Origin of the sequence: Streptomyces sp. NBC_01431, from assembly GCF_036231355.1 — a bacterium.
GTDB lineage: Bacteria > Actinomycetota > Actinomycetes > Streptomycetales > Streptomycetaceae > Streptomyces.
The window spans coordinates 8,025,626-8,047,333 of record NZ_CP109496.1 but is presented as its reverse complement, the minus strand read 5'-3'; the positions used below and the strand labels follow the sequence as shown (position 1 = coordinate 8,047,333).

At 68.6% G+C, this 21,708-nt stretch carries 15 protein-coding genes and 5 pseudogenes; 7 read left to right on the top strand and 13 right to left on the bottom strand.

Features of this window, described 5'->3' with window-relative positions; all coding sequences use genetic code 11:
• Window positions 1-78: 78 nt before the first annotated feature.
• Both OG522_RS36645 and OG522_RS36640 read right to left on the bottom strand, forming a co-directional pair.
• The gene (locus tag OG522_RS36645) at window positions 79-552 is read right to left on the bottom strand and encodes a hypothetical protein (RefSeq protein ID WP_329467324.1); all 474 of its coding nucleotides are present in this window, start codon (window positions 550-552) and stop codon (window positions 79-81) included.
• 149 nt (window positions 553-701) lie between these two features.
• Window positions 702-1,220: a MarR family winged helix-turn-helix transcriptional regulator gene (locus OG522_RS36640; protein ID WP_329467323.1), complete on the bottom strand. Its 519-nt coding sequence runs from the start codon at window positions 1,218-1,220 to the stop codon at window positions 702-704.
• 250 nt (window positions 1,221-1,470) lie between these two features.
• Between OG522_RS36640 and OG522_RS36635 the strand changes: the two are divergent.
• Window positions 1,471-2,453 (top strand): annotated as a pseudogene (locus OG522_RS36635) (site-specific integrase).
• 167 nt (window positions 2,454-2,620) lie between these two features.
• Here OG522_RS36635 and OG522_RS36630 read toward each other — a convergent pair.
• Window positions 2,621-3,805 (bottom strand): epoxide hydrolase family protein, encoded by a 1,185-nt coding sequence (locus tag OG522_RS36630; protein ID WP_329467322.1) that lies wholly within the window; start codon window positions 3,803-3,805, stop codon window positions 2,621-2,623.
• A 103-nt stretch (window positions 3,806-3,908) separates the two neighbouring features.
• Here OG522_RS36630 and OG522_RS36625 point away from each other — a divergent pair, with 103 nt between their 5' ends.
• Both OG522_RS36625 and OG522_RS36620 read left to right on the top strand, forming a co-directional pair.
• Window positions 3,909-4,484 carry a CGNR zinc finger domain-containing protein gene (locus OG522_RS36625; protein ID WP_329467321.1) on the top strand — a complete coding sequence of 192 codons (576 nt, stop codon included), beginning with the start codon at window positions 3,909-3,911 and terminating at the stop codon, window positions 4,482-4,484.
• Between the two features lie 278 nt (window positions 4,485-4,762).
• Entirely contained in the window at window positions 4,763-5,194 is a 432-nt protein-coding gene (locus OG522_RS36620; RefSeq protein ID WP_329467320.1) for a hypothetical protein, read from the top strand.
• Window positions 5,195-5,223: 29 nt separating this feature from the next.
• On the opposite strand, the gene OG522_RS36615 is transcribed toward OG522_RS36620, so the two are convergent.
• Window positions 5,224-6,741: a hypothetical protein gene (locus OG522_RS36615; RefSeq protein ID WP_329467319.1), complete on the bottom strand. Its 1,518-nt coding sequence runs from the start codon at window positions 6,739-6,741 to the stop codon at window positions 5,224-5,226.
• A gap of 403 nt (window positions 6,742-7,144) precedes the next feature.
• Here OG522_RS36615 and OG522_RS36610 point away from each other — a divergent pair.
• Window positions 7,145-7,294 (top strand): annotated as a pseudogene (locus tag OG522_RS36610) (transposase); the annotation flags it as partial.
• A 94-nt stretch (window positions 7,295-7,388) separates the two neighbouring features.
• Window positions 7,389-7,934, top strand: a complete 546-nt coding sequence (locus tag OG522_RS36605; RefSeq protein ID WP_329467871.1) for a transposase — start codon at window positions 7,389-7,391, stop codon at window positions 7,932-7,934.
• Here OG522_RS36605 and OG522_RS36600 read toward each other — a convergent pair.
• From OG522_RS36600 to OG522_RS41385, 4 genes and pseudogenes are all read right to left on the bottom strand, one after another.
• Window positions 7,891-8,443: pseudogene (locus OG522_RS36600) on the bottom strand (hypothetical protein). The gene OG522_RS36605 and the pseudogene OG522_RS36600 sit on opposite strands and share 44 nt — an antisense overlap.
• 660 nt (window positions 8,444-9,103) lie before the next feature.
• Window positions 9,104-10,225 carry a cytochrome P450 gene (locus tag OG522_RS36595; RefSeq protein ID WP_443074862.1) on the bottom strand — a complete coding sequence of 374 codons (1,122 nt, stop codon included), beginning with the start codon at window positions 10,223-10,225 and terminating at the stop codon, window positions 9,104-9,106.
• Between the two features lie 132 nt (window positions 10,226-10,357).
• A pseudogene (locus OG522_RS36590) lies at window positions 10,358-11,728 on the bottom strand (NAD(P)/FAD-dependent oxidoreductase); the annotation flags it as partial.
• A complete protein-coding gene (locus OG522_RS41385) occupies window positions 11,725-12,090 on the bottom strand; it encodes a ferredoxin (protein WP_443074802.1) in 366 nt (121 codons plus the stop codon). The pseudogene OG522_RS36590 and the gene OG522_RS41385, both read right to left, overlap by 4 nt.
• Before the next feature lie 616 nt (window positions 12,091-12,706).
• Here OG522_RS41385 and OG522_RS36580 point away from each other — a divergent pair.
• Window positions 12,707-13,270, top strand: a complete 564-nt coding sequence (locus OG522_RS36580; RefSeq protein WP_329467317.1) for a GNAT family N-acetyltransferase — start codon at window positions 12,707-12,709, stop codon at window positions 13,268-13,270.
• 98 nt (window positions 13,271-13,368) lie between these two features.
• On the opposite strand, the gene OG522_RS36575 is transcribed toward OG522_RS36580, so the two are convergent.
• Window positions 13,369-14,661 carry a cytochrome P450 gene (locus tag OG522_RS36575; protein ID WP_329467316.1) on the bottom strand — a complete coding sequence of 431 codons (1,293 nt, stop codon included), beginning with the start codon at window positions 14,659-14,661 and terminating at the stop codon, window positions 13,369-13,371.
• Window positions 14,662-15,213: 552 nt separating this feature from the next.
• Here OG522_RS36575 and OG522_RS41380 point away from each other — a divergent pair.
• Window positions 15,214-15,819 (top strand): annotated as a pseudogene (locus OG522_RS41380) (transposase); the annotation flags it as partial.
• 32 nt (window positions 15,820-15,851) lie between these two features.
• Here the strand turns inward: OG522_RS41380 and OG522_RS36570 are convergent.
• The 4 genes from OG522_RS36570 to OG522_RS36555 form a co-directional block, all read right to left on the bottom strand.
• Window positions 15,852-16,949: an integrase core domain-containing protein gene (locus OG522_RS36570; protein ID WP_329467315.1), complete on the bottom strand. Its 1,098-nt coding sequence runs from the start codon at window positions 16,947-16,949 to the stop codon at window positions 15,852-15,854.
• 919 nt (window positions 16,950-17,868) lie between these two features.
• Window positions 17,869-18,762, bottom strand: coding sequence for a hypothetical protein (locus OG522_RS36565; protein WP_329467314.1), 894 nt, complete (start codon window positions 18,760-18,762; stop codon window positions 17,869-17,871).
• A gap of 422 nt (window positions 18,763-19,184) precedes the next feature.
• Entirely contained in the window at window positions 19,185-20,120 is a 936-nt protein-coding gene (locus OG522_RS36560; protein WP_329467313.1) for an NADP-dependent oxidoreductase, read from the bottom strand.
• A 325-nt stretch (window positions 20,121-20,445) separates the two neighbouring features.
• Complete coding sequence (locus OG522_RS36555; protein WP_329467312.1) at window positions 20,446-21,597, bottom strand: XdhC/CoxI family protein; 1,152 nt, start codon at window positions 21,595-21,597, stop codon at window positions 20,446-20,448.
• Between the last annotated feature and the right edge of the window lie 111 nt (window positions 21,598-21,708).

The window sequence follows — 21,708 nt, the reverse complement described above, 5'->3', positions numbered from 1 at the left end:
CTTCCCGGCGGGGGGCTGCCGGGGTGGGCTCGGCCGGGCTTGGGTGCATGGGGCGGGTGGGCCCGGTGCCGGAGTTGGCTATGTCGGGGATGCCGTGATGGTGCTGCGCCAGCGCAGGGTGACGATGGTGGTGGCGAGGGCTGCGGAGACGGGCAGGTCGATGCGCAGGCGCTCCAGCCACAAGGTGGCGGGGACTGGGGTGTGGGCGGGTAGCCATTGGGCGGCGACCCATCCCAGCAGGGCCGCCGCGCCGGCGGCGGTGATGACGAGTGCGGCGGTCAGGGCGACGCGCGGCGCGGTGGTGGTCCACCGTCGGGGCTGCCCGCCGTGCCACAGCCAGGTGCCGACCAGGAAGGCCACCACGGCGGAGGGACCGGCGATGGAGGTGCAGGCAGCCACGGCCAGATCCTGCTGCCTGGTGACGACTCCGGCGGTACCGGCCATCAGCGCGGGGGCGGCGTAGGCGGTCAGTACCTCGCGCCACAGGGTGAACGGCCGGGATGGCCGGGGGGCTGCCCGGTTTCGGCTGGTTCTGTCCTTCGTTGCGGGCATGCTGGCCTCTTTCTCGTTCGCGTGAGGGAAGCGAAGGGTCGCAGCGGGGGGCGGCAAGCCTGCTTCGACAATATAATTAGGCGGCTAACTATTGCCTCGAAAAAAGGGGCCCTACCCGGAGGGCGGGGCCAAACCAGCTGAGGGCCGGGTCAGTCGGCATCCAGAGCCTTACTGCCGCGCACGACGCGGGCGAGCAGATCCAGGAACACCGCACGCTCCTCGACGGAAAGCCCGCCCACCATCGCCTCAAGCCGCCCGAAATGCTCGGCCGCCATGTCGCGCAGGCGCTGCGCCCCGCGCGCGGTCAGGACGGCCACCGCGCCCCGACCGTCCTCCGTGGACGGGCGGCGGGCGATCAGGCCCTCGCGCTCAAGGCCGTCCAGTAGGCCCGTGACCGTGGCCCTGGAGACATCGAGGTCGACCGCAAGCCGCGAGGGGGATTTCTCCCCGCCGTGGTCTTCGAGGTCGGCGAGCAGGCGGTAGCGCCCCGTCGACAGGCCGAACCTGGCAAAGTGCGCCTCGGCCGCCCGGCCGACCCTCGCGCCCGCCGAGATCAGCCTCACCGCGACCAGCACCGCCTGCGGGTCGACCTCCAGTCCGTAGTGCTCGACCTGCCGCCTGGCCTGGTCCAGCGTGGGCGCCTCGCCATCGATGCCGTCCCTCGTCATGCAAATAATATGGCGGCTAATCACTTGGGCTGTCAAGGCGGATTGGCGGCGCTTGGAACATCCGTGTCAGATCGTGCGCTAAGCCTTCGTCGGCCCTGGTGGGCGGCTGACGGGGCGTCGGTCACGGGGCCGGTCTGAAGGCATCCCGCATATCACGCCCTATTTCTGGGGCACCGTTGAACGCTACCTGCGGCGACGGCTCCGGGCCGCGACGCGAGGCGGCCCTGTTATCTGCGGCAAGGGGGAAGCGGTGGCCACCGTGGTGCAGCTGCCCGCCGGGAAGATGCTGACTGTCCGTGCGGCGGCCGATGTGTTCCTCGACTCGCTCAGCAACCCGAACACGGTCCGCAGCTACGGGATCGGGGTGGGTGAGACCGCCGAGCGGCTCGGCGAAGGCCGGCCGCTGGCGTCCGTCGCGGACGACGAGATCGGCGAGGCCCTGGAGCTGCTGTGGGGCAGCTCCGCGGTGAACACTTGGAATGCCCGGCGTGCAGCGGTGCTCTCGTGGCTGGGCTGATGCGGTGAGCGCGGGTACGACGGCCCAGCGGTCCCGGCCTGGACGAAGCGGCTCACCCCGCCGGACTCCGAGACCCCGGCCCGCTCGAAGTTGGCGATCGACCGGCTGATCGCGCGGCGTGAGGTGCACCTGCGGGAGAAGACCCTGTGGCGGATGCTCTACAAGACCGTCGCCCGCGCCGAGGAGATCCTGGGCGTCAACATCGAGGAGCTCGACCTCGCTGGGCGCCGCGCCCCAGTGAAGGCCAAGGGTGCCCGTCCCCGTCCCCGTACCCGTCACCGCGGCGCCGTCCGCGAGGACTTCGTTCTGGAGACGGTCTACTGGGACGCGGGCACCGCCCGGCTGCTGCCCCGCCTGCTCAAGGGCCGTTCGCGCGGGCCGGTGTTCGTCACCCACCGCAAGCCAGGTCCCGGCAAGGTCGTCAGCCCGCGCGACATCTGCCCGGACACTGGGCTCGCCCGGCTCTCCTACGGGCAGGCCCGGATGCTACTGGACGAGCGCACGGCCCTCGGCGGTGAGCCGGGCACGGGCTGGGATCTGCATGAGTGGCGGCACTCCGGTTTGACCCACCTCGGTGGGGGAGGGGCGAGCCTGCTGATGCTGATGGCGAAGTCCCGGCACAAGAAGGCAGAGAACGTACGGAAGTACTCCACCCCTCCCCGGAGGCGATCGCCGAAGTCACCAGCCTGCTCGCGCCGGGCGATCGCCGACGCTGACCGCGGGCGGGGTGCCTTCCCGGAAGGGTGCGGATCCTTTCCGGAGACGGCACTGCCTGCGTGAACTGCGGTTTGAGGCCCGGCTGGATGGTTCGCTCGGCGATCGGTCGGGCAGTGCGGCCTCGGAAAATTTCCCAGCGCCCTGGTTCAGGGGCTCGCTTCCATGTTCACCGCCCGTCGGCGGTCAGCACTGCCGTGATGCCTTCTTGCAGGTCCTTGACGAAGTATTCGGGAACTTCCAGCGACGGGAAATGGCCGCCGGCTTCGGCCGTCTTCCAGCGGACGATCTGCTGGTACCGCTGCTGTGCCCAGGGGCGTGGGCACTTCTCGATGTCGCGGGGGTACGTGGTGATGGCTGACGGGACATCGACGCGGAGGTCGGGGTCGAGGGCGTTGACGCCGCCGTGGCTCTCGTAGTAAATGCGGGCCGCCGACGCGCCGGTCCGTGTCAGCCAGTACAGGGTGACGTCGTCGAGGATTCGGTCGATGGAGATCCTCTCGAACGGGCTGTCGTCGGTGTCCGTCCATTCGGCGAACTTGTCGAGGATCCAGGCGAGGAGTCCGACCGGTGAGTCGACGAGCGAGTAGCCGATGGTCTGCGGTCGGGTCGCCTGCTGTTTCGCGTACGCCGCGCGGTGGTGCCAGAAGTCGCGGGTTTCCTCGGCCCATTGGCGTTCGGTCGGCGTCAGGCCTTCGGTGGTCAGGCCGGATGGTGCCTGCGCGAGCGTGGTGTGGATGCCGAGGACGTGCGAGGGGAACCTGCCGCCGAGGACGGTGGTGATCACGCCTCCCCAATCGCCGCCGTGGGCTGCGAACCTTTCGTAGCCCAGCCTCCGCATGAGTTCCACCCATGCGGTCGCGATCTTTCCGGTCCCCCACCCGGTGGTGGCCGGTTTGTCGCTGTAACCGAAGCCCGGCAGCGACGGGGCCACGATGTGGAACGCTGGCGCGTCGACATCCTTCGGATCCGCCAATTCATCTACTACGTCGATGAATTCGGCGATGCTGCCCGGCCAGCCGTGGGTCAGGAGCAGCGGTGTGGCATCCGTGCGCGCTGATCGGCGGTGAAGGAAGTGGATCCCCAGGCCGTCGATGGTTGTGCGGTACTGGCCGATGGTGTTCAGGCGGTCCTCGAACCACCGCCAGTCGTACCCGGTGCGCCAGTAGTGGACGACATCGACGAGGTCGGAGAGCGGTACGCCCTGGTTCCACCGGCGCGGGTCGGGCGTGGCGCGGTGGACCGTCTCGGTCTCCGGCAGCCGCGCCGCGGACAGGCGTGCGCGCAGATCGTCGAGTTCGGCGTCGGTGGCGCGGGCTGTGAATGCGTACACGTCGCCGGTCGGGCGAGACATGGGACCTCCTGGCCATCGCGATACCGGCCGCACTCCATCGCGAACCGGCTATGACGGTTCTAGCGCGAGCTCTCGCCCGTACGCAACCGGCTACGGTGGTTCTATGCGTGCTGAGTTCCCTGACTTCCGCCTCGGATCCGTGCTGGCGACCAGCTTCACGGGGACCTTGTCCGAGCGTCATGGCGACGCCGTGGAGCGCATCCCCACGCCGCGACGACTCGTCGACTGGCTGGCGGTGTACGGCTTCGACGTGGACTCCTGCACTCCTGACCAGCTCGACCTCGCCCGGGAATTGAGGGAGTCGATCCACGCGGCCGCGACCGCGGCCGCGCTCCAGGGCACCCTGCCCGCATTCGCTGTCCGAATCCTCAATGACCGCAGCAGGCAGGGCCGGGCTACGGCGATCCTGACACCCGAGGGCGAGCGCCGCTGGCGGCTCGGTCCAGCCTCCGGCCTGGAGGATGCCCTGGGCGTGATCGCCGCCGACGCGATCGGCATCATCGCAGGTGAACGGGACGGACGGCTGGCCCTGTGCGCCTCACCGACGTGCCGAGCCGCCTTCTTCGATACCAGTCGAAGCCGCACCCGCCGGTGGTGCGACATGAACACCTGCGGCAACCGCCAGAAGAAGGCACGTTTCCACGCCAACCAGCGTAGGAGCGCCATATTGACAGGGTGATCACTGCCGTCGGCACGGCCAACTGCCGCCCCACGCCTGCGCATGTCGGCGCCTGCTGGAGCCGGAGATCGACGGGGACACCTCGGGCCGACCGTCCCAGGGGCAGCTCTTTTCGGGAAGGGCGGGCTGAACTGGGAGTTTGCCGGATCGGTGCGGCCACCCGCCGTGGAAATGCTTCAGAACCGTCAGGTCACTCCCCTGCACTGCATCAAGATTGCCCTACCGGTCGCCGCACGTGGCCGCGCCACCGTCCTGCGCAGCTGACGACCCCTCACTGAGTGTCATTCCTTGTCGGCGGCGTCCGGCTGTGGGACACCCTGTACGGGATGCTCGGCGAGCCTGAGCACTCCAACGGCGCGCTGCCGATCGTCGCACTCGCGGCCGAGGCTCAGGTCCCCCGCAACGCGCTCACCCAGCGCCACCCCGACCTGAAGAACGACTTCTACGACCAGGTCCGTGCCCGCGGGCAGATGCCGGACAGTGAACGACGGCTGCGCCAGCAGGTCCGGCGGCTCAAGGAGCTTCGGGCTGCGGACGCCGAAGAGATCGCCCGGCTTAAGGCCGATGTCGAGGCACTGGTCAGCGCCCTGCACCAGTCGGTAACAGAGAACCGGGTGCTTCGACAGAAACTGTCCGAAGGGTCCGGCGTGGTCCGGGTACTGCCACAGCGAAGAGACGGCGACACCACTCACCCGGAGCGCCCGATCTGATGTGATCGTCAGCCTGGCGAGCAGAGCGATTACAGCTGGTGCACCAGAGCCGACATCGTGGCGAGCGGTAGCGACGGGTTGGCCGCTGCGGCTTCCACTACCTGCCAGTCGGGATCCGTGAGCAGCTCCATGATGACTTGCGGTGGAAGGGCCGGATGGCTGGCGGCTAGTGGCCGTGCCTGCCTGTCTGCCAAGCAGTTGTGCAGCGCCGGGCCCGTCGCGTTGCGGTGCCGGGCGATCTCGCGGAACGCTTTCTGTACCGGGGGTTCGTGCCGGGTCAGGTCCTCCAGCAGCGCCGGAGTCGCGTCCGGGTTGGTCGCCACCTTGGCGATGACACGGACTCCGTGCCTGTCGACCATGGCGCGCAACTGCGCTTCGGAAAGGCCTGGGTGCGAAGCAACGGACTTGACCACTTTCGCGTCGGGGTCGGTGGCCAGCGCGTCGCGGATTCTGGTCGGCAGATCTCGTCGTTGAGCCACGAGCATCCGCGCAGCCGGCTCTGGTGACTGGGCGAGTTCCTCAACCTCGGCGCAAGAGGCGGCGGCGATTCGTGCCAGCAGGGTTGCGCCGATCTTGGTGGTGCCCGCCAGGCGGATGAGTACGTCGAGCGGGACGCGCGGATTGTGGGCGAGCCTGCGCTGCACGTCGTGGCCACGGTCGCCGGCCAGCGTTCGGATCAGGGCGTCCTCGATCGCGGGATTCTCGGCGAGGTCGGCTCGGACACCAGGGTGGGAGTCCATGGCGAGCTGTCCGTATACCTCCGACGGCAGGTCGGGGCGAGCGGCGAGTGCCCAGCGAAGCAGCGGTGAGGGGTGATTGACGAAGTGGATGACGGCGTCGGTGGGCGTGGCCGGGTTCTGCAGTGCCATCCGCTGCGTCTCTTGCACGGTGGACTGGTGGGCGCCGTCGCAGGAGTCACCCGGCAGCAGATCGCATTCGTTTCGCGGGCATTGCGGATCGTGTACGAACGGCGTCTCTTCGCGGTCACAGACCAGGCACTGCTGCGCCGGGGGCAGGCCCACGCTGGTGAGCAGCGCCGCCAGGATGGGTGGGGGCGTCGCCCCGTTGGCCGCCGCTGCGCGGCGGACCTCGGCATGCGGATGCCCCGCGAGCCTGCCGGCAACCTCAGATGTAGTCCACAATGCGAGCTCCGCGACGACCCGTACGTCCGCGTCAGCGGCAAGCGTCTCCACCACATCGGATGGGAGACCGGAACAGGCAGCCAGCTTCTCCCGGTGCTCGAAGACTGGGTCCGTCGCGAAGAGTCGCGCCCAGTCCGGGCTGTCAACATGCTCGCAGAGCAACGCGAGGGCGGCGTGTGGTTGTGCTGCGGGATCGATGTCGGCAGTGGTCAGCTGGCCCTCGGACGCAAGCCATGCGGCGCTCTCCTCAACGCGCGATGCCAGGGCAACCGCCTGCGCATGGCTGAGATCCTCGCGACGAGCGAGGTCCGCGGCGATGTCAGCGTCCGCGACCTCGATCAGCCGGTCGACCAGCTCGGACGGCACGGCGGCATTGGCAGCCAGCCCGCACAGGACATGATTCACAGAGAGCATCCTGCCTGGATGGTCACCGAATGGCTCGCAGTTTTTGACGTCACAGAGATGTTGGCGACACCCGGACACGTGCTGAGCGCCGTACTTGGCCAAGCTCGCCAACTGAAGCGCAGCCACGGGTGCCCGATTAGTAGTTGTTGTCTTTTCGATCTTGAGAGATGTGCGTCGAACGGGAGTACCGATCGGGTGGTCGTGGGGCGCCCGGGGCATACGGACAGGGCCTCCTGAACAGCTCGTTGGTGTCGAATCACCGAGCAGCAGGAGGCCCTGATGCAGCAGTCTTCCGTGCCGACGGCCGGGTAGTCCAGTGCGGTCACCTGGGAGTGTGACTGTCTGGCTCACCGGTTCGGAAACGCCGCCGACAACGGGACGGAAGCCTCGTTATCCGACGGACATGACGGACACGGAGTGGGCGGCCGTCCGGCCGTTGCTGCCGTTGCCTGGCTGGATGCGTGGTCGCGGCGGCCGGCCGGAGGGGTACTGCCACCGGGCTGCACTCGATGCGATCCGGTATCTCGTGGACAACGGGATCAAGTGGCGGGCGATGCCTGCCGACTTCCCGCCGTGGGACCGCATCTGCGCATTCTTCCGCCGCTGGCGACAACTTGCTGGTCAAGGAGTTCCACGACCGGTTGCGCGTGAGGGTCCGCGAGGAGCTGGGGCGGGATGCGGAGCCGACGGCCGCGGTGATCGACTCGCAGTCCGTCAAAGCGGACGCCGTGGTCGGCGCGGACAGCCGGGGCTTCGACGGCGGCAAGCTGGTCAACGGGCGCAAGCGGCATGTCGTGGTCGACACGTTCGGCCTGCTGCTGGGGGTGATGGTCACCGCCGCGGACACCGGAGACCGTATCGCCGCCCAGGTGCTGCTCGGGCAGGTCGCCGGCGTGCACCACCGCCTCGAACTGGTCTGGGCCGACGGCGGCTACACCGGCAGCCTCGTCGAGAACTGCCTGGCCAGGCTCGGGCTGGTCCTGGCGATCGTGAAACGCAGCGACGACATGCGCGGCTTCGTGGTGCTGCCCAAGCGGTGGATCGTCGAGCGTCTCTTCGCCCACCTGATGCGAAGCCGCCGTCTGGTGCGCGACTTCGAGCGGCGCACCACCAGCGCCGAAGCGATGGTCTACTGGTCGATGCCCCTGCTCATGACACGCCGCCTTGCCCGGCCACACCCTGCGCGAGCGTGAACCGGCCCGGCTGCCGCTCGGCCAGCCAGCCCCGCGCGACCAGGCGCTTCGCCTTCGACCGCAGCGCCTCCACCCGCGCCGGCACCACATCCATGCCGAACGCCGCGGTCATCTCCTGGCAGGTCAGCGGCCCTTGATGGAGCCGGGCCCGGTCCGCGAGCGCCCCCAGGATCCGCTGGTAGTCCACCGACAGCACCGACCAGGCCAGCCCCTCACACCACACCGGAACCTGCGACTTCGTCTTCGCCACCTCCGGCGCCCGCGACGTCTTTCCGGACTGCTCCTCAGCGCCCGGCACGGTCCCCCCGGCCCGGGCGGGGTCCTGCCCGCTCTCGTCCGCCCGGGGCCAGCACTTCGCCGACCCGCGAGCAGGCGATGGCCCACTCCTTCCATTCCCGCTCGGCCACGGCCAACTCGGCCTGGACGCGGTCGGCTTCCCCCCGCAACTCTTCAACACGACGGCGAGCACCCAGCTCACGCTGTTCCAACAGCCCAACCACCGACGGCATCCACGACCTCCCGGGCAGCGACAGCACACCAGGCCACAACTCCCACGGGATCGCCGACCCTATGCCCGACCAGCGGAAACGCAGTCCTCAAGCCCGGAAAGACAACAGCCTCTCAACGAGGTGCACTGGCTACGTAGGGGGCCGGCTGGCGTTCGCGTGGGCCCAAGGGGGTAGCCGGATCACCGGCCGCAAAAACAACGGATATCGCTGATCTGCCTTGATGCAGGGCCCAGTTGGTCGGCAGCGCGGGAGCGGGAGTCCGGCCAAGGCTTTCGGCTCGGTGAGCGCGAGGCGGCCGTCCTTCAGTTCGGGCAGGTATTTGTAGATCGTGTTGCGGCTGACGCCGAGCAGGCGGGACAGCGGGAGTGTGGCGTCACCGGCATGTCCTTGCCGAGGGCGGTGTCTGACGCTATGCCGCCGTGGGGCAATCCGGAGGCGGCGTGGTCTGCGACGGTGGCAGTCAGTGTCTCTATGGCGGTGTGGTTGAGCAGATTGTGGCGCGTGGACGGGCGAAGAGGAAGAAGCCGGTCTCGACCGGAGTCCGGGCCGCGAGCGCGCCGCTCGCCGTGAGCTGAGGAGGGTAGCGGGTTGCTGTCGAATGCAGAGCCGGATGGCCGGGCCGTCCGCGGCGCGACCTTTCAACTGCCCTCGGCTGCCGCGTCAACCGTCACCCTGCTCGATGTCCAGATGGATCGGACCCCGAAGAACGGGGCTGGGCCGGTACGGCGGCGGGTCGGCGACCAGTCTGGGGCGTTTGAGCCGGCGTACCAACTCGGTCAGCGCGATCTGGGTTTCCCGCCGGGCCAGCGGGCCGCCGAAACACAGGTGGATGCCGCTGCCGAACCCCAGGTGCTGGTTGTCATGCCGATCCGGGTCGAAACGGTCCGGATCGTGGAAGCGCTTCGGATCGCGACTGCCTGAGGCCAGCATGAGCATGATCTGCGAGCCCTGGGGGATGACGGTGTCGGCGACGGTGACGTCGCTGTACGCCACCCGCCAGGGAATGATGTGCACGGGGGGCTCGTAGCGCAGCAGTTCCTCGACCAGCGGCACGACGAGGTCCGGTTCGTCGCGCAGTCGCTGCAGCACCTGCGGGTGGCGCAGCAGCGTCAGCATGCCGTTGGTGATGAGGTTGACGATGGTCTCATGGCCGGCGATGAGGAGCAGACTGACGGTGGCGACGATTTCGTCGTCGGTCATCCGACCGTCGGGCCCGTCGTCGTTGGCCAGCCGTGACAGCAGGCCATCTCCCGGCCGGCCGTGGCGCTGTTCCACCAGCTCGCCGAGGCACTGGCGCAAGTCCTTGCGGGCCTGTACGCCCTTGTCCAGTTTCTCCTTCGGGTCGGTCTCGGGGTTGTAGTCGATCGAGTTCATGATGTCTTTCACCCAGAGGTGGAACCTCGGCTCGTCCTCGCGTGGCACGCCGAGCAAGTGACAGGTCACGGTTACGGGGAACGGGAAGGCGAAATCGTCGACGACGTCGATCCGCTCCTTGCCCGCCAAATCGTCGATCAGGCTGCCGACGGTGGCGGTCAGGAAGCCTTCAAGTCCGGTCACCAGCCCAGGGGTGTGCGGGGGGCCGAAGTGACGCATCGCCATACGCCGCAGGCGATCGTGCTCGGGCGAGTCCATGTGGATGAAAGACGACGTGGCCCCTTCCTCGGCTGGGGGCATCGGACGCAACAGATTGCGCAGGTCGGAACTCAGATGCGGGTCATTCAGTATGTCCGTGATCTCGCGATAGGTGCTGATGACGTAGCTGCCGTCCTCCTGCCGAGCCACCGGCGTCTTACGCAGCTCGGCATACAGCGGGTAGGGGTCGGCCCGGGCGGAGTAGTCGAAGATCCGTTGCAGCGTGCCGGGTGTCCCGGTCGTGGTCGTCTGGCCTTCCTCCTGCCGACGCTGGTGCACGGCCGTGACGCGGCGCTCACCTAGGTCATGGCCGGTGAGGACCACCGTGGCACCCTCCGCGAGCAGGGCGGGGCCGGGGGTGCCGACGGGCACCGGTTTCATGTCGGTCGGCTGGTCCGGCGTGGGGCAGGGCGGCGGGAAAGGCGCGGCCGTCTCGATCAACCGTCGGTAGTGGTCAAGCCACTTACCGTTGTTGAAGCTCACGGCAGCCGTGACGCGGCCCCGATAGCCATATGCGGTGACGAAACGGTGGTCGTCCAGCGATCCCTGGGTGACGACCACCTCGTCGGCGAAGGTCGGCACGCCGACGGACTTGATGTTGACGCCGAACTGGATCGACCAGAACAGCGGGATGGACAGGTGGGGCCGACAGTCCGCCTGGGCACTGACCATGTTGTGTGCCGCGACCTCTGCCTGCTCCACGGCGTTGGCCCAGTGCTCCAGTGAGATGAGTCGGTATTCATAGACGGGGTTCGGGCAACGTGCCACGTCTCCCGCGGCGAAGACGTTGTCGGTGACACGGCCATTGATGTCGAGGGCGCGGCAGCCCGTGTCGCAAGTGATCCCCCATACGCCCGCCGCCAGTCCCGACTCCCGCAGCCACTCGGTGTTGCGGATGCTCCCGAGTGCCACCACCGCCACATCGGCGTCGACCGTACTGCCGTCGCCGAAGTGAGCACGGCGAAACCGCCCCTGCGCGTCGCCCTCCAGACAGGCGACCTTGACACCGCACCGCAGGTCGACACCGTGAGCGCGCTGCATGCCGGCCGCGACCTCGCCGATCATGGCGCCGAGCGCCCCGACCAGCGGGGCCGACGCGAGTTCGGCGACGGTCACCGGGATGTCCCGCTCGCGGCAGACGGAGGCGATCTCGGAGCCGGTGAACCCCGCACCGATGACCAGCACACGGGAGGGCCCGGCGGCGAGGGCCCGCTGCAGGCTCTCGGCATGCTCGCGTGTACGTACGACGAACACTCCGTCCAGGGCCGCCTCGGACTCGACGAACCACGGCCGGGCCCGTACCCCGGTGGAGATCAGCACGCGGTCGAAGGGAACCTCGCGTCCGTCGGCGAGACGCACGTGGTTCGTCGCGAGGTCCAGCCCGCTCGCGGGCACGCCCAGCAGCCACTCCGCATCGATGCCACGACGGCGGGGCAAAGTGGTGCCGTCGGCCGGCACCCACCCGGTCAGTACTTGCTTGGACAGGGGAGGCCGGTCATAGGGCTCGCCCAACTCGTCACCGATCATGGTCAACGATCCGGTGAAACCCTCGTCTCGTAGAGCCTCCGCGGCCCGCAGCCCCGCCAGCGAAGCCCCGACGACCACGATGCGGCCATCGCGCTTGAACGCACGCAGGTTGTCGGCACCGGTCATGACGGCGACGCCTCCGCCGGTACGTGCCGCGCCTCCGGCTGGTCGACATCGACCAGGATCGCCTGGACCGGGCAGGCCGCCGCGGAGCGTAGCACCTGGTCGCGCTGGGCGTCGTCGGGGTTCGGGGCGTACATGAGCGATTCCTCACCGTGCATCCAGAACGCCTTCGGAGCCAGGAACGCGCACTGCGCATGCCCCACGCATCGGGAAAGATCAACGACAACTTTCACCCCGACCTCCACAGGAAGTGGGAGCTGCAGACCCTCAAGCCAGCGCCACTCCGGCGCGCAACGAGGGAGAACCCGGCCGCTGCCCACCCCTGCGAAGTGCGAGAGGGTGCACCGCGCTCGGTGGGTCCCCATGAAAAGAATGATCATCGCGGCTGAGGCGATCGGCGCCTGACTGGGGACGCATCCCTGGTTGCGGCTGCATTTTGGTTACGCAAACGGCACTCTTTTGGATTGCCGTTTCGACGAAACCGTATGACATGGTGCGCCGGTAAACCGTCACAAATCAGCGTATCAGCGGCACCGATACCGGCAAGTCCGATCGCCCGGGAGACGAACGCCTGACATCCAGCGAACTCCTAAAGCGGTGACTGGCGGCCGCCCCATGCCCTTCGCGTGCCCACTCGGCAGGACTCGGGAAGCCGCGCTTGACGGGGCTATTGGGACTCCGTCGATCGCGTGGGCAGGCTCCGACGACGGGATCGCGATGTTCACAATCGTCGCCACGGGTACCGTCATGAGCTGCCCCCACCTTCCCCCCCCATGACAGCTCTACCTCAGTTCAGTCCGAAGAGCAGTAGCGCGGCAGCACCGGCACGCCCCTCTCTGACACAGTCGGACTTGCGCCCGCTGCGCGACCCCACTGCTCCGGACGAGGACGACGATCAGCGGCGAGACCGAGCAACTGCGGGCGACACCTGCCTCGGCGCGCCTCTCGACCTCGCGTGCACTGAGCGTGATCAACTAGAGCATGGCATCGTCCTGGTCCGGCAAACGGGTGCGCCTGCGCGCCATCGAACCCGACGATTGGACGGTGTTCGCGCGCTTCGCTGACGCTGATGGTTACGGGCAGGGCCAGACCCGTCTGGACCTGCCGCGGTCCGCCGAGAGCTATCGTGCCTGGGCGCAGGAGCAAGCCGTTGCCGAGTGTGATGACGACCGTTTCCGGTTGGCCGTCGAAACGACGGCCACGGGAGAGCTGGTCGGCACGGTCGGCTCACATCGCACCGGCCGTCCATCGGGCTGGTTCGAGTTCGATGTCACGATCGGCGCCGAGCACCGACGCAAGGGCTATGCGGCGGAAGCCGTGGTGCTGCTGCTGCGCTTCATGTTCGCCGAGCGGCGCTACCACAAATGCCTGGCGGCGGTCTTGGCCGACAACGAGGCATCACTGGCACTTTTTCGTCGGCTCGGCTTCACCGAGGAGGGGCGCCTGCGGAAACACGTCTTCTCCGCCGGCCGGCACCACGACCTCGTCATGATGGGCATCCTCGTCAACGAGTTCGACCAGCGACACACGATGAGCGAACCATGAGCCGGTCCTACGATCACGTGTGGAACGGCACCCGAACCTGATCAACGTTCGCTGCTCGCGGGTGGAGGCGCGTCCTGTCACCGAAAGCGGGACCGCCCTCAGCCGCGCACGGTGGCACGCAGGCGCAGGCCGTCGGTCGCGAGACCTTCGAAGGTGGTGACCTGGTAGCCGGGTTCCGGTCCGGGCAGCTCGCTCAAGTGGTAGCGGCTGGCGATCTGCGCGGTCAGGAGCGTGAGCATGGCCATGGCCAGAGCGGCTCCCTCGCAGGCGTGCGGCCCAGTACCGAAGGTGAGGAAAGCCCCCGGATTCGCCGGTGAGCCCGAATCATCGAGCCAGCGCTCGGGCCGGAACCGGTCCGGCTCGGAGTGTTCCCGCGCGTCACGGTGGGCGGTGTAGGGGCAGACGAGAACGGTGGACCCGGCGTCGATGGTGTAGCCGGCGAGCCGAGTCTGTCGCGTGGCGCGCCGGGTCAGCAGCCAGCTCGGGGGGTACAGCCGGAGGACCTCGCGTACCAGTGCCTGGGTGTACTGGAGGCTGTCGAGGTGGATGCTGGTCGTCGCGGCCGGGTCCGCGGGCAGCAAGGCGGCTTCGACCGCGACGCGGCCCGCTGCCTGGGGGTACCGGGCCAGGTGGAGCAGGATCCATCCGGCTGCCCGGGACGGTGTCTCGAAGGTGGCGACGGTGATTCCGGGGAGAGTGTCGAGGATGGCCTCTTCCGGCAGTAGGCCGTAGCGGGAGGAGGGCCGGAGCATATGTCCCAGCACGTCGTCACCCAGCCAGCCCGATGAACGGCGTCGGCGGACGATCGGCCGCAAAGCGTTGGTGAAGGCGACCTGCTGCCGTGTGCGGAAGCGCCGTGCCGATGTGGGGACCCAGCGCGGCCATACCCAGCGCGAGGGGCGTACGAGCAGCTCCCGGGCCATGAAGAGCTGCCAGGCGAAGGGCAGCAGAGTGGGAGCGTCCATGGAGAAGAGGTAGCGCACGCCGATCTCTGCCAGGGCGGGCCGGACTACGGGCAGAATCTCGACGTCCCGGCCTGTGGGCCACTGTTCGGCAAATCGAGCGGCGCCGGGAGCGATCTCACCGATCCGGGCTGCAACCGTCTGCGGGCGTAGTCCGCGCATTCGGGCGGCGCGGGCGTACGCATGCTCCTCGGGCGTCGGCGCGCTGTTGGCCCGCTTCAACGGTGGGAAGAGGGGCGAGGGTGGCTTGGGGAAGTCCTGCGCGCGGTGCAGGACCTCTTCGCACGAGCCGGCCGTAGCGACTACGTAGGCACCCGGCTCCAGCTGCCAGACGTCGCCGCATTCGTCAGCGCCACGGCGAGCCAGTGCCAGCCGGTCGCGGCTCCAGGCCGCGAAGCTGCCTTCGGGCAACCGCGGCGGCTCATTCATTCGGCCCATGAAATCGCCCCTGACGCTCGTACCTGTCCAGGCCGATATCGCCGACAGCATGGCCAAGAGCCGGGGGGCGCCCGGGAGCGCCCGCCGGCAGTGCGGTCACAGCTTGTCGGCGGACGTAGCCCAGTCGTGGAGCCCGTACGCACCGTAGTTGCGTGTGAAGGACAGCTTTCGGAGCAGCTTGGCGATCATGGTGCACTCCTCTCGCTCGGGTTTTCGGCACACTGAGTGCCCTACATTCCATTTTCTCCATACGGGACGCATACGTCCTGTTTTAGAGCATTGGTCATAGGCCTGGAAGCAAGCCCGGAACCCGTATTGCCACGGCGAAGTCCCAAGTATCAATCTGTAGTCAGTGACTACGTTCTGCCAACTCCGGCGAAGTCGGAGCCTCGGGGGCCGGCCGCGAAACTCTCGTGTGTTTCATAGGTGGTCGCTCGTGAAACACATGGCCGCCCGGCGGTCCACCTGTGGCGATCGCGCAAACGACTGGACGTCTGAACTTTACTTTTATCCCCATCAAGATCGTTCTTGTCGGGGTTTGTCATGGCTCGTGACAGCAGGGCGGCCACCCGTCACCTTCGGAGTGTTGAGGCTTCGAAGAGGAGGGTGGCCGTGGGTCCGACTATGCCAGGACTGGCCGCAGCGGTCGAGGGCGAGGCCGCGGCCCGGCGGCGGCTGGTGGCGTTCCGGAAGGGCCTGTACCAGTGTCCGCAGTCTCGTGGGGATGCCTTGTTCGAACTGGCCGATGTGGTACTGACCGCGCCCGGTCGGGTGGGTTCGCTGGCGGAATTCTCGGCCGGTCTGGAGGGGGCTGCGAGCTCGTGGACGGCGTTACTGGACGCAGTCCGGATCGGCCCGGACGACGACGCCACCCTGGTGACGGTGCGCCAAGTTACCCGTGTGGTCGAGGAATTGGCGGACACGGGCCTGCTCGCTGACCGGCCTGCTCCGGTGATCGTGTTCGACTCGGGCTACGACCTGAGCCGGATCAGCTACCTGGCCGGCCAGGAGGGCCTGGCGGTCCAGGTGCTGGGCCGAGTGCGTTCGGACCGGGTGTTCTACGGTGCGGCGTCCGCGGGCCGCCGGGACGGCAGACCCGGGCGGCCGCCCCGGCACGGAGAGCGGCACCCGCTCAAGCAATGGGCCAGCTTTGCGCCTGCCGAATATCTCATCCGGCCAGGTCAGGAAGCATGTCGGTACTCGTGGACTGCTCCGCCGGGCCGGTCGTGTCGGCGTATGTCCAGGCGGGCGATTGGGCCGGGATCGGTGATCGGTTCGGGCACCGCGCGTAGGGGTGCCGCCTGGTTCATGGCCTGGTGGGGCCGGTGCGTGTTGTAGTGGTGCTCGAACTCGCGCAGGGCCTGGCGCAGGTGGCGTTCGTTCCAGATCAAGGTCCGGTCCAGGAGCTCGCGGCGGCATGTCGGCACCCAGCGTTCCATGATGGAGTTCATGCGCGGTATGCGGATGCCGCAGGGCACGACCTGGATGCCGGCGTCGCTCAGGATCTGGTCGAAGAGAGCTGGGAACTTCGCGTCCCGGTCGCGGATCAGGTAGTTGACGGTGGCTCCGGCATCTTCGAGGTCCATGGCCAGGTTCCGGGCGGCCTGGCCGGCCCAGTGGGCGGTGGGATGCGCGGTGGTGCCCAGGACGCGGACGCGGCGGGTGGCGTGCTCGATGACCGCGAGGATGTACTGCCGCTGGCCGGTCAGGGTGACGGTCTCGATGAAGTCGCACGCCAGGAGCGCGTTGGCCTGGGAGCGCAGGAAGCCGGCCCAGGTGGTGGCGGTGCGGTCGGGCGCAGGGTCGATACCTTCGGCTTTGAGGATCTCCCGGACGGTGGAGGCAGCGACCTTGATGCCGAGAGCGGCGAGTTCGCCGTGCACGCGCCTGTACCCCCACGACGGGTTCTCCCGAACCAGGCGAAGGATCAGAAAACGGATCGAGCGAGCGGTACACGGGTGCCCCGGCCGCTTCGGCCGGCAGAGGCGGGCGTGACGCTGCCTCATCGGGTCACGATGCCAGCGCAGCACAGTCTCCGGTCGGACCAGCAGCCGCAGGCGCCGCACGACCTCGCGCGGTAGCGGGGCGAGGAGCGCAGAGAGGAAAACGCGGTCCGCCGGAGCGAACTTCACCCTGTCCGCACCGAGCTGCCGCTCAAGGACGGTGACTTGATGGCGCAGGGCGAGGATCTCCACGTCCTTGTCCCGGTCGCTCATCGGCAGCAGCCGCAGGGCGGCGAACGCGTTGGTGACAGTCAGGTATGCCAGGCGAAGCAACACGAGTGATCATCCTGCCGCAACCACCAAGCAAGCCCGTGAGCAGCATGGATGACATTCTCGGCAGGCGCAGGGTTGGTGTAGGACGTCGGCGGGCGCACCGTGCTGGTCCACCCGGACACGCAGATCGTGGAGCTGATGGTGTCCTGGGTGACATCCAGGTTGTCGACGCCAGGCTGGCAGACCGGGTCCGGCAGCGGCAGGTACGCCTGGGACACGCCCCGGAAGCGGTGGTGGTAGCGGCGTGGGCGGCGGCGTGAGCCATGCCGGTGCCGGCGGCAAGGGCAGCGGTGGCCAGGGCGAGGGCGGCGGCAGCGGAGACGAAGCGGCGTATCGGGCGCATAGGTGAGGGTCCCGTCGGTCGGCCCGGCCGTGCTGCCGGGCGGCTGACGGCATGACACCACCCAGAGCATCTATGCGAGTAGACCCAGAAGATGAACAACGAGCAGCCAGCACAACCCTTACCCCTCCCATGACACGTGCATGAGCGACTGCCGAGACCTCCTTGACCCACACGCCCTTCGACCGTCCCCCAACGGCATCATCATCATGCTGGCCGAGGTCCGTGGCACGACGTCGCGTCAGTCATCTCCAGGAACGACCCGCCTCGTGGACACCGTGCAGCCGTCGAACACCGCGAGGCCGCGGTCACCCCGGGGCAGGGAATCACCACCGACTCAGTCGGAGGGCCAGCAACGACAGCTACAAGGACAACATCCTGCTCAACGGACTATCCGTCGGCTCTCCGGAGAAGCCCTCGGCTGCGCGGGCGGCCTCTACCTCACGGCACTGACCACCTGGCCAACGCCCCTCAACGACCTCCTGCGGAGGGAGAGTTCCGCAGAGGTCTCCCCGGTGCCACTGGACGGGCGGCGCAGGCGGGTCCGGCCGTCCCTGTTCCCGAACTACCGGCCGCCCCGGTTCAGGCCTCGGAGTCCGGAAGCCGCCAGTCGAAGGGCATCAGATCCCGCTCCCAGCCGGGCGATCCGGCCAGTGCGTCAGCGGCCTCGGGCGTGCGCAGGAAGCAGCGGTGGCGCAACAGCTCGCGCCGGTCGCCGGGCGTCAGGAGTCTCCCCTCGGGGCTGAGATTCTTCGGGTGGTCGGGGTGCAGGTCGGCACTGCCGTCGATCGGGCGATCCCCCGCCACGTTGAGCCGATCGCCGGCCGGGGTCCGGTAGTCGAGGCGGAAGTCGGTACGCCACTGGGAATTGCTGCCCCAGCCCTGAGACAGGTCGACCGTTGGCCGGTGGCGGCGCCGGAAGGTCCAGTACAGCAGCGAGCGGTCCGCAACGCCGCGCTGCGCGTGCTCGACGCCGGCGCGGATCCGCACGCCGGCCCGGTTGAACAGCAGCTGGCCCAGCATCAGGCCGGGCCAGAGGACCTCGGTGATCTCGAACGGCACGTGCGGGTCGTCGGCCTGTTCGACCTCGACGATCTCGTGGAGAAACGGGTCGAATGCGTCGCCGTCCTCGAACGGCGTCATGCCGAGCGAGGTGAACACGTCGAGGTACTCGCACTTCGAAAGCAAGGGCCGAAGGTCCGGGGAGCCGGACCTTTCGGAGGGAGGCTGAAGGGTGAGCAGCAGTCGGTCGCTGACCCGGTGCAGGGCGTAGAGCTCCCACACGAGTTCCTGGCCGTCGGGCTCCATTTCCTTCTCGGCCCACCATGAGCCGTCTTCGGCCGACGTGGCCAGCCAGGCGCGGTAGCCCCCCTGGGCCCGATCAAGCCAGGGCACGACGATCGTCTCGTACGGCTCGACCCCCTCGTACCACGCCAGGGCCTCGTACAGTTCCCGCGCATCCACCCCGTAGGACATGCCAGGAGCCTACGGGAGGCGCCGGCGGCGCCGGACCGGACGCCCCACACGAACTCGCGCCCGCCATCAAGCACGCCGCGAAAGCAGCGGGCCTGAGCGTCAACGCGTACGTCGTGCGCGCCGCCCGCCACGCTGCGACCCGCGACGCCGCCCACCAGCTCGCAGCCCTCGGCCTCGGCCAGGACCTCGCGGGCGAGGGCGACACCCTGTGACCTCAGAAATTTCCACACCACCGACATCGGCCAGCCACCGCCCTTGAGCCTGCACCGGAGCGACAACGAAGAGCCTGGTCGGTGGGGAAGCTGACTGCCCCCGTCGAGATGAAGGGGGCGTTGTCATCGATGCCCGGCACCTGCACCGACTACATCCCGGGACCAGAAGACCAGACCAGCGACCCAGGCGGCACATCACCGGATCTGTCGCTACGGGACGGTGATGACGACCTTGCCCCGGATGTGCTTGCCTGCGAAGTCGGACACCGCCTGCGGGGCGTCGTCGAACTGGTAGGTGGCGCCGATCTCCACCCGTAGCCGCCCGTCGGCCGCGCGGGCTACCAAGTCCGCCAGGTCGCCGGGCTCGGCGGTGAAGCTGCCAATGTAGACGCCGGTGACTCCCCGGCCCAGGTCCTGCGGCCCGAAGAGGGGCGAGACCACACGGCCCCCGGCGCGGACCGTGCGGGCCGTGTTGGAGAGCGCGTCACCTCGATTGATCAGGTCGACCACCACGTCCACCCCGTCCGGGACCTGGCGCAGCAGCTGCTCCGCGATGTCGCCCGCCTTGTAGTCGACAGTGCCCTGCGCGCCCAGCCCGCGAACGTAGTCCGCGTCCTCGGACGTCGCGGTGGCGATCACCTTGGCGCCGAGCGAGGCGGCGAGCTGTACCGCGTACAGGCCGATACCTCCCGTCGCACCGACCACCAGCACGCTCTCCCCCGCTGTGAGGCCGACCGCGCGCAGCAGGCACATGGCCGTCATCCCGGACTCGGGGATGGCTGCGGCGGTCGGTGCGGCGACCCCGGCGGCCCGCTTGGCGAGGTGCGGACCCACCGCGACCACGGTGTACTCGGCGACGGCCCCGGCCTGACCGGTGAAGGCGAGCACCGGATCGCCCGGTGCGTAGGCCGTCACCCCCTGACCGAGATCGGCGACGGTGCCCGCTGCATCCATCCCCACGACGAGGGGGTGCTCGACGGGGAAGAGGTCCTTCATCGCACCCGTGATCAGCGCGAGGTCCAGCGGATTGAGGGCTGCGGCTTCCACCTTGAGCAGCACCTCACCCGGTCCTGCGACGGGCTTTGGGAGGTCGGTGACGCTGATGCCGTCGAGCGTCGTGTACGCGCGGGCTACGAGGGCCTTCATCGGGGAACTCCAGTCAGGGCGTCAGCGCGGAACAGGTCGCGTTCACTTCTACACCCTGGCGCCCCTGAAACCAGGTGAGCGGGGCGGCGCGGCGGGGTCAGGGGCAGCAGGAGGGATCAGCCGAGACCGAGGCGATCGCCATGGCCGGCGCGTACTTGAAATCGATGCGGCAGCGAACCGCCTCGGCTGCCTGCCCGTGCCCCATCGCCGTTGTACCGCCCGGGTTGCTCGCTCGCGCCATCTGCTCGGTCGGAGACGGGAACTCACCAGAACGGTTGACCAGGCTGCCCCTCCGGGGATTCTCAAGATCCCCGACGCAGTCAAGCTAAGCGACCTCGCCGATCCTTCGCGCGGCGCTCCTCGCCTCGTCGTGGTGGATCGGTGTGTGGGCTCCTCTCAGCGACACACCGGAGCCGCCGCGCCGGACGGCCACGATCTCCGCAGTGATCGACAGCGCCGTCTCCTCCGGTGTCCGCGCGCCCAGATCGAGTCCGATGGGCGACCGCAGGCGGGCCAGTTCCAGTTCGGTGACGCCGACCTCCCGCAGCCGCTCATTGCGTTCCAGGTGGGTGCGGCGCGAACCCATCACGCCGATGTACGCCACGGGCAGCTTCAGCGCCCTCTCCAACAGGGGTACGTCGAACTTGGCGTCGTGGGTGAGGACGCAGAGCACGGCCCGCGAGTCGAGCTGCGTCGCCGCCAGGTAGCGGTGCGGCCAGTCGACGACGACCTCGTCCGCCTCGGGGAAGCGTTCCTTCGTCGCGAAGATGGGTCGGGCGTCGCACACTGTCACGTGGTAGCCAAGAAGTTTTCCGACCCTGACGAGCGCCGACGAGAAGTCGACCGCCCCGAAAACGATCATGCGGGGGGCAGGGACGCTGGACTCGACGAGGAGCGTCAGCGGCTGCCCGCAGCGCGAGCCGTCCTCGCCGAGAACGACGACGCCGGTCCGACCGGCGTCCAACATGGCGTGGGCCACGCCGGCTGCCGCCCGGTCCAGGTCGGGGTGGCCTCTGAGCTTGCCCTCGTACCTGCCGTCTGGGTGTACCAGAAGGGCGCGTCCGAGTAGTTCGGACGGCCCTTCGGTGACGCGGACCAGTGCAGCCGCCGACCCCTGCGCGACGGCTGCACAGGCCGCGGCGAACACCGCGCGGGCGGGCGAGTCGGCCAGGACCGGCGTGACGAGTATGTCGATGATGCCGCCACAGGTCAGACCGACGGCGAAGGCGTCCTCGTCGCTGTAGCCGAAGCTCTCGAGGGTGTTCTTGCCGTCGGACAGGGCCTGACGGCAGAGTTCGTAGACCGCCCCTTCGACACATCCGCCGGAGACGGAGCCGATGACTGTGCCGTCACTGTCGACGGCGAGGGCGGCGCCGGGCTGTCGGGGCGAGCTTCCGTTCGTGGCCACGACCGTGGCGACGGCGAACTCACGTCCCTGCCGGGCCCACCGGTCGAGCTCTTCGGCGATGTCCAGCATGGCGGTCTCCTTCGCTGGGGGATTCGAGGAATCGGGGATGTGTGGTGGGGTCGAGCGGGATGGTGCGACTGGCCGGTGCGGTACGGCTACCCCACGCCGAGCCGGCTCTCG